This is a genomic window from Micromonospora globbae, assembly GCF_003610785.1.
Lineage (GTDB): Bacteria > Actinomycetota > Actinomycetes > Mycobacteriales > Micromonosporaceae > Micromonospora > Micromonospora globbae.
Genome location: NZ_RAQQ01000046.1, coordinates 1 through 16,476 on the forward strand (window position 1 = coordinate 1; position 16,476 = coordinate 16,476).

Annotated in this window: 16 protein-coding genes and 1 pseudogene; 9 read left to right on the forward strand and 8 right to left on the reverse strand. The window is 68.2% G+C overall.

All coding sequences use genetic code 11. From position 1 onward, the window contains the following. The first annotated feature begins 120 nt into the window (after window positions 1-120). The 6 genes from D7I43_RS31070 to D7I43_RS31095 all read left to right on the forward strand — a co-directional run bounded on the left by D7I43_RS31070 (window position 121) and on the right by D7I43_RS31095 (window position 6,179). Window positions 121-885: a N,N-dimethylformamidase beta subunit family domain-containing protein gene (locus D7I43_RS31070; protein ID WP_120332132.1), complete on the forward strand. Its 765-nt coding sequence runs from the start codon at window positions 121-123 to the stop codon at window positions 883-885. 77 nt (window positions 886-962) lie between these two features. Next, the gene (locus D7I43_RS31075) at window positions 963-2,186 is read left to right on the forward strand and encodes an MFS transporter (RefSeq protein ID WP_120332133.1); all 1,224 of its coding nucleotides are present in this window, start codon (window positions 963-965) and stop codon (window positions 2,184-2,186) included. Between the two features lie 98 nt (window positions 2,187-2,284). After that, entirely contained in the window at window positions 2,285-3,226 is a 942-nt protein-coding gene (locus tag D7I43_RS31080) for a TolB family protein (RefSeq protein WP_158610193.1), read from the forward strand. Window positions 3,227-3,858: 632 nt separating this feature from the next. Further along, window positions 3,859-4,998, forward strand: coding sequence for a hypothetical protein (locus tag D7I43_RS31085; protein WP_120332135.1), 1,140 nt, complete (start codon window positions 3,859-3,861; stop codon window positions 4,996-4,998). Between the two features lie 585 nt (window positions 4,999-5,583). Continuing rightward, window positions 5,584-5,775 (forward strand): hypothetical protein, encoded by a 192-nt coding sequence (locus D7I43_RS31090; RefSeq protein ID WP_120332136.1) that lies wholly within the window; start codon window positions 5,584-5,586, stop codon window positions 5,773-5,775. A gap of 50 nt (window positions 5,776-5,825) precedes the next feature. Further along, window positions 5,826-6,179 (forward strand): GbsR/MarR family transcriptional regulator, encoded by a 354-nt coding sequence (locus D7I43_RS31095; protein ID WP_240033299.1) that lies wholly within the window; start codon window positions 5,826-5,828, stop codon window positions 6,177-6,179. Between the two features lie 131 nt (window positions 6,180-6,310). On the opposite strand, the gene D7I43_RS31100 is transcribed toward D7I43_RS31095, so the two are convergent. From D7I43_RS31100 to D7I43_RS31115, 4 genes are read right to left on the reverse strand one after another with little or no spacing between them, the layout of a single operon-like run. After that, window positions 6,311-6,673, reverse strand: a complete 363-nt coding sequence (locus D7I43_RS31100) for a YbaB/EbfC family nucleoid-associated protein (RefSeq protein ID WP_120332137.1) — start codon at window positions 6,671-6,673, stop codon at window positions 6,311-6,313. Beyond that, entirely contained in the window at window positions 6,673-7,086 is a 414-nt protein-coding gene (locus D7I43_RS31105; protein WP_120332138.1) for a YbaB/EbfC family nucleoid-associated protein, read from the reverse strand. The genes D7I43_RS31100 and D7I43_RS31105 overlap by 1 nt, the downstream gene beginning before the upstream one ends. After that, entirely contained in the window at window positions 7,083-7,811 is a 729-nt protein-coding gene (locus tag D7I43_RS31110) for a hypothetical protein (RefSeq protein ID WP_120332139.1), read from the reverse strand. Before D7I43_RS31110 ends, D7I43_RS31105 begins: the two co-directional genes overlap by 4 nt. Before the next feature lie 55 nt (window positions 7,812-7,866). Then, window positions 7,867-8,169 (reverse strand): hypothetical protein, encoded by a 303-nt coding sequence (locus tag D7I43_RS31115; protein ID WP_120332140.1) that lies wholly within the window; start codon window positions 8,167-8,169, stop codon window positions 7,867-7,869. A 309-nt stretch (window positions 8,170-8,478) separates the two neighbouring features. On the opposite strand from D7I43_RS31115, the gene D7I43_RS31120 reads away from it, so the two are divergent. Then, window positions 8,479-10,416 carry a ligand-binding sensor domain-containing protein gene (locus tag D7I43_RS31120; protein ID WP_120332141.1) on the forward strand — a complete coding sequence of 646 codons (1,938 nt, stop codon included), beginning with the start codon at window positions 8,479-8,481 and terminating at the stop codon, window positions 10,414-10,416. Next, complete coding sequence (locus tag D7I43_RS33935; RefSeq protein ID WP_240033300.1) at window positions 10,314-12,680, forward strand: hypothetical protein; 2,367 nt, start codon at window positions 10,314-10,316, stop codon at window positions 12,678-12,680. The genes D7I43_RS31120 and D7I43_RS33935 overlap by 103 nt, the downstream gene beginning before the upstream one ends. Before the next feature lie 362 nt (window positions 12,681-13,042). Here D7I43_RS33935 and D7I43_RS33945 read toward each other — a convergent pair whose 3' ends face one another. Continuing rightward, window positions 13,043-13,195, reverse strand: a complete 153-nt coding sequence (locus tag D7I43_RS33945; protein ID WP_240033301.1) for a hypothetical protein — start codon at window positions 13,193-13,195, stop codon at window positions 13,043-13,045. A 238-nt stretch (window positions 13,196-13,433) separates the two neighbouring features. Here D7I43_RS33945 and D7I43_RS31130 point away from each other — a divergent pair. Next, window positions 13,434-14,095 (forward strand): annotated as a pseudogene (locus tag D7I43_RS31130) (IS5 family transposase); the annotation flags it as partial. Window positions 14,096-14,275: 180 nt separating this feature from the next. Here the strand turns inward: D7I43_RS31130 and D7I43_RS31135 are convergent. The 3 genes from D7I43_RS31135 to D7I43_RS31145 all read right to left on the reverse strand — a co-directional run bounded on the left by D7I43_RS31135 (window position 14,276) and on the right by D7I43_RS31145 (window position 16,323). Next, window positions 14,276-15,016, reverse strand: coding sequence for a CHAP domain-containing protein (locus tag D7I43_RS31135; protein ID WP_147427358.1), 741 nt, complete (start codon window positions 15,014-15,016; stop codon window positions 14,276-14,278). Between the two features lie 49 nt (window positions 15,017-15,065). After that, entirely contained in the window at window positions 15,066-15,572 is a 507-nt protein-coding gene (locus tag D7I43_RS31140; RefSeq protein WP_204985321.1) for a peptidase inhibitor family I36 protein, read from the reverse strand. A gap of 193 nt (window positions 15,573-15,765) precedes the next feature. Continuing rightward, window positions 15,766-16,323, reverse strand: a complete 558-nt coding sequence (locus D7I43_RS31145) for a LuxR C-terminal-related transcriptional regulator (RefSeq protein ID WP_120332143.1) — start codon at window positions 16,321-16,323, stop codon at window positions 15,766-15,768. Window positions 16,324-16,476 lie beyond the last annotated feature (153 nt).

Genomic DNA, 16,476 nt, shown 5'->3' on the forward strand with positions numbered 1-16,476 from the left:
AGGCTGCACGGCGAACTCGGCCACGTCCCACCCGCCGAGTACGAGGCGCTACACGCGATGACCCACCCGGTCACCGCACCCCTGAAAACCAGCTAACCAACTCTCCATCAAACCCGGGGCTTGACACACCCCGAGTACATCGCCACCGAGGAGCACGAGGCGATCAAGGGTTGGCTCAACGATGGCGGCCGGCTGATGTACCTCGGCGGCAACGGCTTCTACTGGGTTACCGCGTTGGACCGGACGCGGACCTACACGGAGCTGCGCCGGCACGACGGTACGGAGGCCTGGCAGGCGGCACCGGGCGAGTACTACCACAGCACCGACCAGGAGTACGGCGGGCTGTGGCGTTTCCGCGGCACGCCGCCCCAGGAGCTCGTCGGCACGGGGTTCAGCGCCCAGGGCTTCGGCCACCCGACCGGCAGCGCACAGTACAACAAGCCGTTCGACCGGAGCGAGGCCAGCTACAGCCCATCTGGTGCCTGGGTCTTCGAGGGTGTCTCCAAGAAGACTGGGATCGGCGGCGACCTGCCCAGTCTCCAGTCGCCCGGCGGCCCCATGGGTGAGGAGGTCGATCGCGTCGACTACGCGCTCGGTACACCGGCCAACGCCATCGTTCTCGGCACGTCGCAGCCGTTCGGTGAGCAGTACATGCACGTCGTCGAGGAAATCAACACGTCGTCGCTGTTTGAGGGTGGCGACACCAACCCGATGGTCCGCGGCGACGTGACGCTGATCCACTACCCGAACGGCGGCGCGGTATTCGCTGCCTCGTCGATGGTGTGGAGCGGCAGCTTCTTCGCCAACAACTACGACAACGACATGACCCGGATCACCGAGAACGTGCTCGAGAAGTTCACCTCCGGACAGCCCCTTCCCGGCTGAGCCGGACCGGCGCCCCGGGCCTCACCGGACCGGGGCGCCGTCCGGCCCGCCCGCCGCTCGGATCCGAAGGAGTCGTCGTGTACATCAGCGTCCGCGATCCCTCCACGCCCACTCGGCGGCTGGCCGGCCGCGTGCCGGGGACGGTCGTCGTGCTCGGGGTGGTCAGCCTTCTCACCGACATCTCGACCGAGATGGTCACCGCGGTGCTACCGCTGTTCGTCACTGTCGGGCTGGGCCTGTCCCCGCTCGCGTTCGGCGTCCTGGACAGCTTCTTCCAGGCCGGCACCGCGGCCGCCCGAATCGCCGGTGGCTACACGGCGGACCGCCTCGCGCGTCCCAAAGCGGTGGCGGTCGCCGGATACGGCCTCGGCATGATGGCCAAGGTCCTGCTCCTGCCGGCGACCGGTATCGGCGCCCTGTCCGCTGCCATCGGCGTCGACCGGGTCGGCAAGGGCCTGCGCACCGGGCCGCGGGACGCGTTGATCGCGGCCACCAGCCCGCCTGACCTGCTGGGGCGGTCGTTCGGCGTGCACCGTGCGCTGGACACGCTGGGTGCACTGCTCGGCCCCGTCGTGGCGTTCTCCCTGCTCATGCTCGCCCCTGGTGACTTCGACATGGTGTTCTTCGTGTCGATGTGCGTCGCCGGGCTCGGCGTGCTGCTGCTGGTCAACCGCGTATCGGAGCCGGCCCCGGCGGTCCGCGCTCACGCCGGTCCCCGGATCGCCCTCCGTTCACTGTTCGCCCGGGCCGGCTTCCGGCGGGTGCTCATCGCCGCCGGCGCGCTGTCCCTGCTGACCGTCAGCGACGCCTTCCTCTACCTGAGCCTCCTCGAACGCTCCATGGTGGACAATTCGGTCTTCCCGCTACTGTTCCTTGCGACGAGTCTCGTCTACCTGGCAACCGCGATCCCGATCGGGCGGTTGTCCGACCGTTACGGCCGTACACCGGTCTTCCTCGCGGGCCACCTCGGCATCATTCTCGCCTATCTGGTGATCGGCCTCGGCACCAGCGGCGGTGGCGCGGTCCTCGCGGTCGTCCTGCTCGGCCTCTACTACGCCGCGACCGACGGCGTCCTGCCGGCGGCGACGGCGGCCCTCGTCCCCGCCCAGTGGCGGTCGACCGCCATCTCCACGGTGCAGACGGCGACCGCGCTCGGACGCAGTGCCGCCGCGCTCACCTTCGGCGCGCTGTGGGTCACGATCGGCCCGGTACCGGCCCTGTCGCTATTCGCCGTCGGCCTGGCGGTGGTTGTCCTGTCCGTCGCCCCGACCCTTCTGCGGAATCGAAAGGAGAAGCCATGACTACAGCTCGAAGGATCCGCGCGGTGAGCCGGCCGGTCTCCTCTCCGCGCCGCTCGCTCCTCACCCTCGTGATCGCGACCGCGTTGGTCGGGGCGGCCGTGGGCGCGCTGCTGCTCTCGATCGCCCGCGGGGGCGGGGCAACGGCCGCGAGCGACGTCGATGCCGACCTCTTCCGCTCCCCGCACATCGTCTTCCGGTCGCTGGCCCCGGGCGCTGACCACGGCCGGATCGGGTATGTCGCCGCCGGCGCCCCGGATGCGCCGCGCAAACTGGCCGGGCCACGGTGCGTACGGGTCGCCGCGGCCGGCGAGAAGGCGGTCTGCCTGCGGACCGGAAACAACCCGGTGCAGCCGTACGAGGTCGTCCGGCTCGACCGCGGGCTTCGCGAAGTGAACGACGAGCCGCTCAGCGGTGTACCGAGCCGCGCTCGCGTCGCCCCCGACGGCCGCCATTTCGCCACCACCGTTTTCGTCAACGGCCACAACTATATCTCGCTCGGCTTTTCCACGGAGACGATCGTCTACGACGCCGACGGCCGGACGATCGGCAACCTCGAGGACTTCACCTTCACGGTCAACGGCCGCATCGACAACAGCGTCGACCGCAACGTGTGGGGCGTGACGTTCACCGCCGACTCGCGGCTGTTCTTCGCGACTGTCGCCGCCAGCGGGCGCACCTACCTGGCCCGCGGCGACCTGGACGCCCGTACGCTGACCGCCCTACAGGACAACGCCGAATGCCCGTCGCTGTCTCCGGACGAACGCACCATCATCTACAAGAAGAGAGTCAGCCCTACGGCCGACCAGGCCTGGCGGTTCCACGCGCTCGATCTCACGACGGGACGCGAACGCCCGCTGGCCGAGACCCGCAGCATCGACGACCAGGTCGCTTGGCTGGACGACGAGCACATCCTCTACGCCGTACCCAACGTCGCTGGCGGCCGCACTAGCGCCGACATCTGGACGGTCCCGCTCGACGGCGGCCCGCCGCGCCTGCTCATCCCCGACGCCGACTCACCCACGGTCGTGGGCTCGCGGTGAGCGTCCAGAGCACGTCCCCAGGCCGTGGTGGTCGTCAACCCGTGCGGAAGCGTTCGCCGCCGTCCGCGCCGCTGCTTGCGGTGGCTGGACCTTCGTCGGCCTCTGCGTCCTTGCCGCATCGAGTCGTAGAACTCCTCGTCCGAGACCAGGCTCAGGATGCCTGAGAACACCGCACGCATCTCCTCGATCTCGGCCTCGGTCAGGGGCGGAGCGCCTCGCGATTCCTCAGCCTGCTGTTTGGCCTCGATGTGCTCACCCAAACCGGAGTTGCCAGCCGATCTGGTGGAGATGGCCGATGACATCGATCAGCGATTCCCGCTCGGAGACGCCCGTGTCGCCGTGTGGAGTGCAGGCCGGTAACGGGCGCGATTTGCCGTCTGAGGTTCTGATCTGGCCGATGATGCGGAGGCCAGGTGCCGTCCGGGTCGTATGCCGGTGGCACCGACCTGCACTGCGGGCGTCCGGCGAGTCGCCGCTGTCGCGGATGGATCCCCGGCAGAGCGGGCTGCGGTCGATCACCGCGCTGGATCCGTAGGCGTCACTGTTGGATATCAGCCTGGGACACACCCTTCGGGCCGGTCTTGCGAGCGGCATGTGTTGCGGTTTCACCCACCCCTGCCATACTCTCCGGCATGATGGCGTCACTCATCGCCGTAGGTGGTGCGATCATCGCGGCGGTCATCGGGGCGTGGGCTGTCTTGTACGCGCGCCGACCGCGACGGGCGGATGTGGAAGCGGTCGACGCCATGTCTGTGGATGTCGGGCGCCGGCATGATCTGGATGTCGTGCGCCGGCACGACGAGGACGCCAGGGCCCTGGCGGCCGAGCTCCTAGCCGCTCGCGAGCAGGCCGCCCGCGAGCAGGCCGCCGCCCACCCGGCGCCGCACGCCCAGCCTGCGAGGGCCACGTCGTCCTCGGGCGAAGGCCCGCGGGTGGAGCCGGTCGACATCTCGGTGCCGGAGCGCCAGTCCAGATGGATGGACCCCCCTGTTGTTGACCTGAAGCTGCTCAACCGTGGCGGCGAGTCCGCAGTGCTTACGAAGATGGTGGTGGAGGTGTTGTGGGCACGCCGGATCACAGCCTTCGGCGACCTGCTGCCCTACGTGGACACCTCAGGGGGTGTGTGGCTGCCCCCGTCAGCGACCTACGACGTCGAGCTTCCTGTGCCGGAGAAAGCCCACGGAGCCCGGGTCACCGTCGGCATCTCCCAGGTGATCGGGCCAGGCGAGGCCGACCGCTTCCAGGTTCGGGTGAATACCGAGATCCCGCCGGGCAGCGGCTATCTCCACGAAACTCCCGGCGCGACCTCGCTGTACTTGCTGCGCCTGCACGTGGTCTACAACGCCGACAGCCGGCAGGTGCCGTTTCGCCCACTTGCCGTGGCCTGCCCAGGCAATCTCCTGCAGGTGCCGACCAAGGCGGCGATCGAGAAACGCATCGCCGAGTTCCGGGCCAAGGTCGCTGAGCTACGGCGGGCCATCGACCAGGAGATATCGGCACGCGGAATGCAACCGCCTGACTGGATCGCCAAGCCCCCGCGGTCACCCCGGGACCTTCCCGCCGATCTGGCCACACTCCGCCGTGGACGCGGAGTAAACAGCAACTTCTGGGATCCCCAGGGCGCGATCAAACGGTTCCTGGACGACGCCGAGCAGATCTGTCGTGAGATCAGCCAGCTCCCACCCGATCTGCCCGACGGGCTGGACCGGGCAGTCGCGATGGCTAGGACCACGCTCGGGCAACTACCAGCGCTGCGCAGGGCAACCTCGTAGGCCCCCTCGGAGAACGTCCCAGCCGTTACCAGTGCACTGCCAGCGCCGGCGTCATTGACCGGTTCGCAAACAACACCGACCAGACCATGACCGTTGATCCACACCGCCGCCGTCCGCCCCGACCCCCAGCCACCATCCGGCGGCGCCGACGTACTACGTCCACACCCGCTGGCGTTTCCTGGAACGCCCGTGGCCCTACGGCCACTTCGCCAACTCCGCGACCGTCTCGACCCCTTCATCCAGCAGCTTGCCGAACGCGTGGACAACGCTCAGGCGTAACGCCAGCGGGACCGATACGTCGACGCGTCATGGCTGAAGCAGCGGCCAACTGGCGTTGCCGGAGGCGCCGACGGACGTGTCCCGCCAACCATCGCTGACGGTCGGACCTCAGGGTGCGTCCCCCGAGAGGTCGGGACCGCTCGCCGGTGACGTCGAGGGGCGCAGTCGGTCGTCCGGCTGCCCTGGGTGATGGTGTCGACCAGGTCGGTCGAGTGGTAGGTGACCGTGACATCCCCACCCGACGGATTGGCAGTGTCGGCCGCCGGTACCGTGGTGGTTCGGCCGAGGCTGTCGTAGACGTAGCCGGTGGTGTTCACCCGGTCGGCCGTGTCGCACGTCCATGTCCGGGACGACGCCGCCGTCGTGGTCTGGCAGGCTCCGTCCGTGCCCGGAGCGTGGTCGGTGAGCGAGGTGCGGTTCGACGAGGTGCTGAACCCGCACGAGCGGGCGGTGCTCCTCGGCCGGACCCGCGGCGGCAGGTGCACTGGCCGCCGATGACATCCTGGATCGAGGTGAGCCGGCCCGTCTGTTCAAGGGGGATGCAGTGGATGACCGCGCGGGTCCTTGCGGCGCTGCTCTTCTCGGAGCGGGACACGCTGACCGCGGGCGATATCGCCCAGTTGCTCAGCATAAGCACGGGCAGCGTCTTGACCGCGTTGAAGACACTCATCTCGGTCGGGCTGATCGAAAATTTGCCCGCCCCTGGCAGTCGCCGGGAGCACTTCCGCTTCCCGGAAGGTGCCTGGGCCAGGCTAATGTCGGAGCAGAACCAACTGGTCAAGGTGATGCGGGGAGCCGCCGAACAGGGCATCGGCGCCTCCGGCACGGACAGCCTCCAGGTCGCCACCTCGCCGAGATGCGGGACTTCTACGACTACCCGTGGCGGGAGCTACCGGCCCTGATCGACCGCTGGAACGCCCAGAGGGAGATTCGTTAGCCCGCCCCATGGGAGACCGATGCGATGCGACGCCAAAGATGGGGGCGGCGCCGGACCGTAGCCCCGGCCGCCCCGGCTCAGGCGGGAGAGACCGGCTTAGCGGCTGGGCTGGAAGCGGGACAGCAGTTCGCCGGGATCGCGCAGGACGTCACCGACTGCGAACCCGCCGATGGACGTACCGTCGAGCAGCTGCGCCCGCGCGTCATCGGCCAGCAGTTCGGCGGAGCGGATCGTCTGCGTCACCAGTTCGCCGAGCGTGAGGTTGTCGACGGTCCGTTTCGCCCGCCTGTCGATCTGGATCTCCAGCAGTTCCTTCGCCCCGGACACTCGGACTGTGACCTCCCCGCCCGGGGAGGTGGCCTCGTACTCAGTGTGCGGCGCCCGTTCGGCGAACTCGACGGCCCGGGTCATCGCCGCCACCATGTCGTCGCAGATGCGGCGCAACGATTCGACGTTCATCACCGGGTCCGCTCGACGGCTAGTCGCAACTGGTCGAGCGCCGCACTCAGGTCCGTGGGCGGCGGGATGTCCGCGTTGCCGGAGATCCCGGCCAGGCGCTGGGTCAGCCGCTCGCCCATGCTGGTCCGGGCTGCGACGATCGCCTCCCGGCAGGCTGCGCCGAGCGCCGCAGCGTCGAGGGCGGCCATCGCCTGCGGGCTGATGTAGACGTGTTCGACCCGGTAGTCGCCGGTGACGCGGGCGCCCACTAGCCCCAGGCTGTCGTACCCCTCGGCTGACTCGTCGGTCAGCGCCGCGATCTCGGCGGCGAAGCCGTCGACCGCCTCAGTGACGCGTCGCATCGACTCCCCGGTGTAGCCCTGCCGCTGAGCCTCCTGCGCCGAGTCGCCGATCGTCCCCATCCGATCCGTCACTGCTGCTTCTCCCATTCCTGCGGCTTCGAGATCACGATCCGGACCGGTTCGGGCAGGGTGAGGCTGCCCGCATCGATCTGCCCGTTCTTCTCGCCGAGCTTGTTGGCCAGCGCGTCGTACGCGTCGCTCACGGTCTTGGAGGTCGACCAGAGCGCCACGACGAACGAAACGAACAGGCCGATCAGGCCGACGACGAAGCTGGCCCAGGCCGCGAATATCGCCATCTTCACCGCGGGCGAGGCCGGGCCGGAGGCGTTCGCCGCTACGGCCGCGACTGCCGCGCTTGTGGCGGCGACGAGGTAGGCGGCGATGACGCCCGCCACGCCGGCGCCCATCTGGAAGCAGGCGGAGTCCATCAGGGCGCAGGTCTCGGAGAGCCTCTTCAGGATCGGCTGCAACTCCCCGGTCACGAACCCGTTGAACTCGTTGGCCGCGCTGTCCTGCCAGCGGCTCTTCGCCTCGGCGATCCTGCTCTCCAGGTCGCCGTGCATGCGGTCGTAGGCGTTCTTGAGCTCGCCCCACGAGTCGGAACTGCGGAACCACGCCTCGGGATCGACCACGTTGGGCAAGACCAACGCGTGTCCGACGGTGAACGTCCCCGCCGACGCGGCGATCCCGTCCGGAAGGAAGGAAGCGGCCAACACTCCGTTGACCCCGAACACCACGGCCTGCCAGGCCTTGCTGTCGTCAGCGTCGTTGTCGAGCAGTAGTTTGCCCTCGTGCACGGGCAGGCCCTTTCCCCTTCAGATCCTCGTCATCCGATCCTCAAGCCCCGCCGAGCTAGCCGTCGCGGTAGCTGAATCCGCTGCCCTGCTGCTCTTCCATCTCCTCGTAGTGGGCAGCGACCCGGGTCAGCGCGACGCCGATGGTGTCAAAGATCTTTCCCATGGCGACGGTGACGTCCTCCACGCCGGAGCGCACCTGCTCGTAATCCGCCGGGGCGGTCGCCGCGTACGCGGGGAACACCTCCGAGGGGAGGGTCAGCCCGAGGAGCACCCGCTTGGTGTCCCGGTCCAGTTGCTCGGAGTGCTCGGCGAACGCCTCACCGAGCCTACGCAGGGATGCGGTATGTATCGACGGCACGCTGTACTTCCTTGATCATCGTCTGCCCGGGCAGTGTAGCAGTGATCTTGGTCTGGACCGGGCGGCTCCCGATCATCCGCGGCGCTGCTCGACCTCCGGACGGGCAGGACTGGCCGTTACGGGCCAGATGGCCAACCTCGGGCGCTTGGCGAGTTACGGATGCGGCCATTATCGGGCTGGATGCGCGAAGGTCGACATCGCAGCCGCCCTGAATCACACGAAGCTCACCCATTTACCATCGGCTATGGAGTTTCGGGCGCGTCCGTAATACAGTGGCGGGCACTTACCCAACCCTGGGGAGGTCACTTCGTGCCACTATCGCGACGCACCGTCTTGCGGGCCGCAGTCACCGGCGCAGCCCTGGCCACACTTCGACCCGGCATGACCTCGGCAAACACACCCGCCGAGGGCACGATCACTGATCTCGGCCCGGCCAGCATTACCAACGCCCTCGGCAACGCCGTCTTCGTCGGTGGCCTTCTCTACGCGGTCACCCGGGGCCTGTCGCCCAACGCCGTCGGGGTGTACGACCCGGAAGCCGACCACGTGATCCGCCACTACGACATTCCGTCGGGCATCGGTGCCTGGGCCATGGTCGCCATCGGCACCGATGTCTACGTCGGCACCCACATCCCGTCGGACCTGTATCGCATCGACACCCTGGCCCACACGGTCACCAAGGTTGCGTCGTTCGACGATCAGTTCATCTGGAACATCGCCGCAAGTTCAGACGGCAAGATCTACCTCGGCACGTCCGAGACCGGACGGGTGATCGAGTACGACCCGGTCACCCGGACGACTCGCGACCTCGGCCAGCCGGTGCCAGGCGAGCAGTACGTGCGCAGTATCGCCGCCGACGCCACGACCGTCTGGGCCGGTATCGGGGCGCACGCCCATCTGGTCGCGATCGACCGAGCCTCCGACGCCAAGCGCGAGATCCTGCCGTCGGAGCTGGTAGCCCGCGACTTCGTGGCGAGCATGACGATGAGTGACACTCATCTGGCGATGGGTATCTCGTCCCTCGGCGAGCTGCTCGTGTTGGCCAAGGCCGACCCGACCGACTACCAGATCGTCAAGGCCACTGCGCCCGGCGAGAAGTACGTGACCGCGACGGCGATCCTCGGCGACGACGTCTACTTCACCGGCCGGCCCTCCGGCACCCTCTACCGCTACCGTCGCGCCACTGGGCAGGTCGAGGCGCTCGGGGTGCCGTACCCCGAGGCCGCGACGCCCGCGCTGCTCGCCCATGCCGGCAAGGTGTGGGGCATCCAAGACGGAGCGTTGTTCGTCTACGACCCTGCCACTGACACCATCGACTACCGCAACCTTGTCCAGCGCGGGTTCCGGGCCGCGGCCGAGCAGCCGATGACGGTCATGTCGGACGGCCGCCGGGTGTACGTCAGCGGCAAGGGTGGCGTCCAGGTGCACGATCGGACCACGGGCGACCAGACCCGCATCGGCATGCCCGGCCAGCCGAAGGCGATGGTCGCCATCGACGATCGGGCCTACCTGGGTCTGTACACGCAGGCCCTGCTCTACGGTTGGCGGCCTGGCGATTCCGAGGCGACGCTGCTCGCGCGCATTGCGAACCGGCAGGACCGACCGCGCGACATGGTGTACGACGAGCACTTGCAGCTACTGGTCATACCGACCCAGCCGGAGCCCGGGCAACCTGACGGCGCGCTCGCGCTGTACCACGTCCCCACCGGAAAGCTGGACGTGTACCGGCCGGTCGTCGACCAGCAGAGCATCTACTCGGTGACCACGCTGCGCGGCACCGCCTACCTCGGCACCTACATTCAAGAAGGGTTCGGCCTGCCGCCCGCCACCACCACCGCCCGGCTGGCTGGGTTCGACCTGCGTCGGCGCCGCCTCGACTGGCAGCTCGAACCGGTGCCGGGCGCGACGTTCATCGCCGACTTGGCGTACGCCAAGAACCAGATCTACGGAGTCACCGACACTGGGATCCTGTTCGAGTTCGCTCCCGCCGGCCGCACGGTGCTGCGGACCGTGCGGGTGGGCGCCGTCGGCGGTGATCTCGTGGTCCGCGACGACGTTCTGTACGGCACCGACGGTGGACGGGTCTACCGGGTCGATCTGGAGTCGCTGCGGGTCAGCACCGTCGTCGACGGTCTGGACGGCGCGTGGTTCGACGGCGCCAAGCTGGCCGCCGATCCTTCCGGGCGCGGCCTGTACACCCTGCGGGATCGAAACCTCATCCACATTGCTGTCGGAGGTCCCCGATGACCAGACGCATTGTCCGGGGTGGCCTCGCCGCTGCCCTCGTCTCTCTCCTTCTCAGCACTGCCGGACCGGCCGCCGCAAAGGCCGCCACCGCCCGGGAGACTGGGTCGGTCACCGACTTCGGGGTGCAGCAGACTGCACTGACCGTCCACGAGGTGGCCTACGGCACCGGTCCCGGCGGTCGTCCCGCCGGCTTCGGCGTCCAGATGGGCTCGCCCGGTGTGCTGAGCGTGACCGACCCGGTGACCCGCGAGCTGCTTGACACCGCCCACCTGCCCGAATCCTCGGGCGCCTGGGCCGTCACGCAGGCCAGCGACGGTACGGTGTACGCCGGCAGCTACCCCAACGCGCACGTGTACTCCTACGACCCGCAGACCCGCAGCATCGTCGACCTGGGTGCGCCGGTGCCTGGCGAAATCGTGCTGTACGGCTTCCGACCTGGCTCCGGCGGCCGAATCTACGGCGGCACATACCCCAGCGCACACGTGTTCTCGTACTCGCCGTCCGAGGGGTTCCGCGACTACGGCCGGATGCATCCCACTGAGCAGTACGTCATCGACGTCGCGGTCGACCCGGCGCGGAACGTGCTCTGGGCGGCGATCAACAGCCGCGGCTACCTCATCCGCGTCGACCTCGCCACCGGCGAGAAGCGGGACATCTGGCCAGAGGCGCTGCGCGGTGCTCCGAGCGGCCCGGCCGACATCAACTTCGTCGGCGGCAAACTGTTCATCAAGCGTGGCAACCTGCAGGCACTGGTGCTCGACCCGGACACCGGCGCGGTGCTGGCGGAGAACTTCACCATGAGTTCGCGCGGCACGTCAACGGTCGCCTCGGACGGCCGGTCGGTCTACTTCACCTCCGGCACCCAGTTGTGGCGCTACGATCTGACGACCGACACCTACGGGCCAACGCTCGATGCGGCCGGTAAGCCGGTGGTCGCCGCAGGCCCCGCCATCGGTTGGGGGTTCATCGACCACAAGCTCTACGCGGCGGTCGGCAACTATCAGGGACAGGCCCTGTGGTACGACCCGGCGACCGGGGCGAACGAGCGGTACGTACTGCCATTCCCGCCGCAGGCCCTGGACATCAACAACATCAGCGCCGACCCGGCCGGCAGGATCTACACCAACCTCTACATCAACGGCAACCTCGCCGTTCTCGATCCGGCCACTGGTAAGCCAACCAACCTGGGCCGGCTCGGCCAGGCCGATGGCTTCGGCTGGTACGGCGGGAAGATGTATCAGGGCGTGTACCCGTACGGTGGGGTGCTCGAGTACGACCCAGCGAAGCCGTACAAGCTGGGCACTAACCCGCGCGAGGTGTTCCGGCTGCAGCCGGACGGGCAGAACCGGCCGGTCTCGTTCGCCTCGGCGGGCTCGAAGATCTACGTCGGCAGCACCCCCGACTACGGCCTCTGGGGTGGCGCACTCACCGTGTACGACACCGCGACCGGCGAGCGGACCACGCGGCGCGACATCGTCGCCGACCAGGGCGTCATCTCCCTGGCCGTTGCCAACAACCGGATCTGGGCCGGCACCACGATCAACGGCGGTGGGGGTACGGAGCCGAAGGCGACCGAGGCGAAGGTCTTCACCGCCGACCTCGACACCGGAGAGAAGATCACGGAATACATCCCGGTACCCGGGGCCGATGCGATCACCTCGGTGGTCGCCGGCCCGGACGGCATGATCTGGGGTCTGGCGGACGGCGAACTGTTCATCCTCGACCCGACGACCGGCGTGGTGGTGCACCGGCAGGACGTGCCGGGCGGGTACTCAGGTGTGCAGGACGAACTGGTCGTGAACGCTGCGGATGAGCATGTCTACGCGTCCCTCGACGGCAACCTGCTCAAGATCGACCCGTTGTCGAAGACGGTGCGGGTAATCCGGGACGCACAGACGTACCGGCTCACCCAGGACGCGCGGGGCAACCTGTGGTTCCGCAACGGGGTCAAGGCCTCGAACGGTGCCGTGCAGTACGGCTCACACCTACTGCGCTACGTGCCAGAGACGGACGCCTGCCCGCGCTCGGACCTACAACCGCGCGTCGTCGTCGATGTCGTCGACTCGGGCGTGGCGAACCGGTACGCAGCCGACGGCTGCACGGTCAACGACCTGATCCGTGACGAGGCGGACTGGGGCAGCCACGGCGCCTTCCTGGCGCACGTTGCCGACGTCACCGCCGACCTGGTTCAGGCAGGTGTGCTCGCCGACGCGGAGAAGGACTCGATAGTGGCGGCTGCCGGACGGTCCAGCGTAGGGCGCTGACCGCGGCAGCTTCAGCGGTTCAGCTCCATCACGGCGAGTTCGCCGCCGCACCGTGGGCGCGGCACATTGATCGCCGAGTCTGCCCCAGCCAAGCAAGCAGGGAGGCAAAACACCTCGTCGCAGGCGGTGCACTGCATGCCGACCTTGGGCGAGATCACGTTGACTGTCGGCGCCGGCGTCGGCGGCCTGGTGCAGTATTTCGTTGGTGACGCTTTGGTAGGTGTCGCGGGTCAGAGTGGTGGTGGAGTGACCGAGTTGTTCGGAGACGAGAGGCAGGCCCTCGTCGAGCTGCGCCCCGGCCAAGGCGGAGTGCGACGAGCAGCAGAAGGTGCACTCGTTGCGCGCGGAGACGTACGCGGCGATCAGCTCCCGCTCACCGGCCGGGAGGAGTTGGGTGCGCGCAGCAGCACCTCGGCCAGATCGCTGAGCGGCTTCGCGGTCTCCGGGCGGTACTGCATCAGGCCGATGATGCCGGGGAACCGCTTCTCGTCGACCCCGAGATCGATGTGCGCCATGCTCATAATGCCCTTCAGTCAGGTGCCGTGGCCCGGTCGGACGATGCCTCTGCCGAAGGCGCCCGCGCGGGGCGGCGTGGCTGACGCCGCACCTCCACGATCTCAACGGCTGCGCCGGGCGCGATTCTCCGTCTTTGCTCTCGGGGTCGATTCAGTTTGAGTTTGGCGTGTCGCTTGTGGATGGTTTGAGCTGGTTGTAGATCGGTAGGCTGCGTGTGAGAGGGAGATCGTTGACGGGATGTGGGATCGGCTCGCGCCGTTGATCCCGGCCCGGACCCGCCGGTTCCGCTACCCGGGACGCCTGGCCCGTGATGACCGGGCGGCCTTGGCGGGGATCTTGTTTGTGCTGCGGACCGGGATCCCGTGGCAGCAGTTGCCGACTTCGGCGTGCGGGGTGTCCGGGTCGACGTGCTGGCGGCGGCTGGCGCGCTGGCAGGAGCAGGGCGTGTGGCGGCGTCTGCACGAGGTGCTCCTGGCCGAGTTGCGTGCCGCCGGAGCGCTCGACCTGGCCTACGCGGTGGTTGACGCCTCGCACGTGCGTGCGCTCAAAGGGGGGACCACGTCGGGCCGAGCCCGGTCGATCGCGGCCGGCCCGGCAGCACACACCACCTGATCACCGACGCGGGCGGGATCCCCCTCGCGGTCACGCTGACCGGCGGGAACCGGCACGACGTCACCCAGCTCATCCCCCTGATCGACGCCATCCCACCGATCCGCGGCCGACGCGGCTGGCCCGCCCGCAGGCCCCGCAGGATCTACGCCGACCGCGGCTACGACCACGGCAAGCACCGCCACCTCGTCCGCGCCCGCGGGATCACCCCGGTCATCGCACGCGGTGGTCACCTACACGGCTCCGGCCTCGGCCGGCGCCGCTGGGTCGTCGACCACAGCATCGCCTGGACGCGGTCCGGGGTGCCGGATTGTCGACAGGACGGCGTTCGTCCTGTCGACAATCCGGTAGATGTCGCTGCCCAGGTCCGTCCACTCGCGACGAATGGGCAATTGCCTGGTCACCCGTGGGCCATCTGAGCCAGCAGTCACGGCGACCCGAGCATGGCGAACGCGTTGGCCCGATGAGCGTTAGAAGCGGAGGTATCGGCTGGGAATCCCGACTCCGATGCGCCGGGTGTTGTAGCGGTGGAAGGTACCCCAGTTGTATTCCTGAATCTGGATCGTGCCGTCCCCGTACACCGCGGAGACATACCCAACGTGCCCCGCTCCACCGGCACCGTAACGGTACGGGTCCCACTGGGCGACATCGCCGACCCGAGGGCTGCTGACCACCGTCACCGTACTGCGGTTGTCGTTCCACATGTCAGCGTTGCCGCGCCAGTCTGGGGAGCGGCTGGCAATGTCGTCGTTGCGCACCGCCCATGCGGCGAAGGACGTGCACTCACCTGCGAAGTACCCGGCGCCGTCCGCAACCCAGCTGTCAGTGGCGGGCCATGGGTAGCTGCCCGGGTTGAGGCAGGGGCCGGCAACCGGATTCATCGTGCCGGTGTCGACGAGTGCGTCCGCGACCCACCGGTCATTGCCGATCATGTTCCAGACATCGGTCCAGCCGTAGGGGCCTTCCACATTGGTGCCACGAGTCGTGCAATGGATCGTGACCAGGGTGCCGTCGGCAAGCGAGCCAGTGACACCGAAGTTGGTGCCCGGTCCGCTGCGGACGTTGACCGGGTCACCCCAGGCGTTGATCGTTCCGGTTCCCGCCGCCTGCGCCGGACTGCCGACCAGCAGGGTGGCGACGGCGGCGAGCATGACGCTGACGAGCATTGCCGAGGTACGTCGTACAACCGGTTCGCGTGTAGTGATCGACATGAGGTCTCCCCTCGACGAATCGGGGCTGAGGTGGGGATGGACGACAGGGTCAGCAGGCGGCACCGTCGGTGTAGACCTCAAGGCGGGACGCTTGGTCGTTGTTGCCGGGGCCCACGTAGGTGTTCATGGACCACGCCTGCATGCACGTGCCGGGGTCGTACCAGGGCGTTCCGTAGACGTTGAAGAACCACTTGGCGTCGCAGCCTGTGTTGTTCGACCACGACGACATCTGGTCGTTGAACCCCCAGTCGGTCAGGTTGCCCTGGTAGCCGCAGCCGAAGCGGAGGTTGCGGCCGCCGAAGTTGGAGTGCTCGTAGAGGCACACCCAGCCGACGCACCTGTCAGGGATAGCAGCGGCGTTGAGCAGGAGTTGGGCGCCGTCGGACCCGTACACGATTCCGTTGGCGTAGTACGAGCCGGGGGGTGCGGTGATGCCCGCCGGAACCGGCCCGCGGTTGACCGCTGCCTGAGCCGTCGCCGCCTGCCCGATGGTGAAGACCATGGTGAGCATCCCAGCAAGCAGTACGACGAGCGAGCGGCGTGCAGGTGTCCTCATCGCTTTTCCTCCCACGACGCGATCGGTAGAGATCAATGCTGCTGGCCCGATGTGTAGACACAGAAGTCTGCGTTCACACCACAACGCGCTGTGGTGCCTTTGTTGACATGCGCGCCGGCCCGGCCGAGGTGATCGTGTAAGCGGCTGGGCTGTGAGGGAACGACACGGCGGTGCTGATTGCGGTCAGTTCCCCTCATGCCGCGCCCGGGTCGAGCCGGCTCAGCGCCGCCCTTGTCAGCTCGGCCTTGTTACCCACCTGGAGTTTGGCGCGGATCCGCTCGACGTACGTGTCCACCGTCGCCTTGCGTACCCCGAGTCGGGTTGCGATCTGGCCGTGGGTGAGCCCGCGTGCGATGAGGCTGAGTGTCTGTTCCTCGCGGGGTGACAGGGCCGCTTTGCGTTGGTGATCGGGCCGATCGGAGAGCGCAGCCTGCACGATGTCGGCAAGCTCCGCGGAGAGTGAGAAGCCACCGGCTGCGAGTGTCGTCACCGCTGAGGCGAGCAGCTCGGGGGTGGACTGCTTGGTGAGGTATCCACTCGCACCGGCCCGGATGGCGCCGAGGACGTCCCCTGCCCGGCCACTGGCCGAGATCACCAGTACCCGGGCGATCGAAGCGAGATCGCTGATTTCTGCCAACGACGGGGCCGAACCGTCGAGATACAGGTCCATCACGATCACGTCGGGGTGGTCCACCTCGGCTGCCGTCGAGAGGTATTCGGCGAACTCGGCCAAGGATCCTGTGGCCGTCACGACGACCAGGGCAGGGACGTCGGCTAAGAGCTCCTAACTCTTTGAGTGTTGGAGTCGGCGCCAGCAGATGATGGCGCAGGCGAGGGTGAGGAACGCTTCGTGGATGTCGTCGCGGATCTCCCAGCGGATGCGCAGGCGGCGGAACCAGTGCAG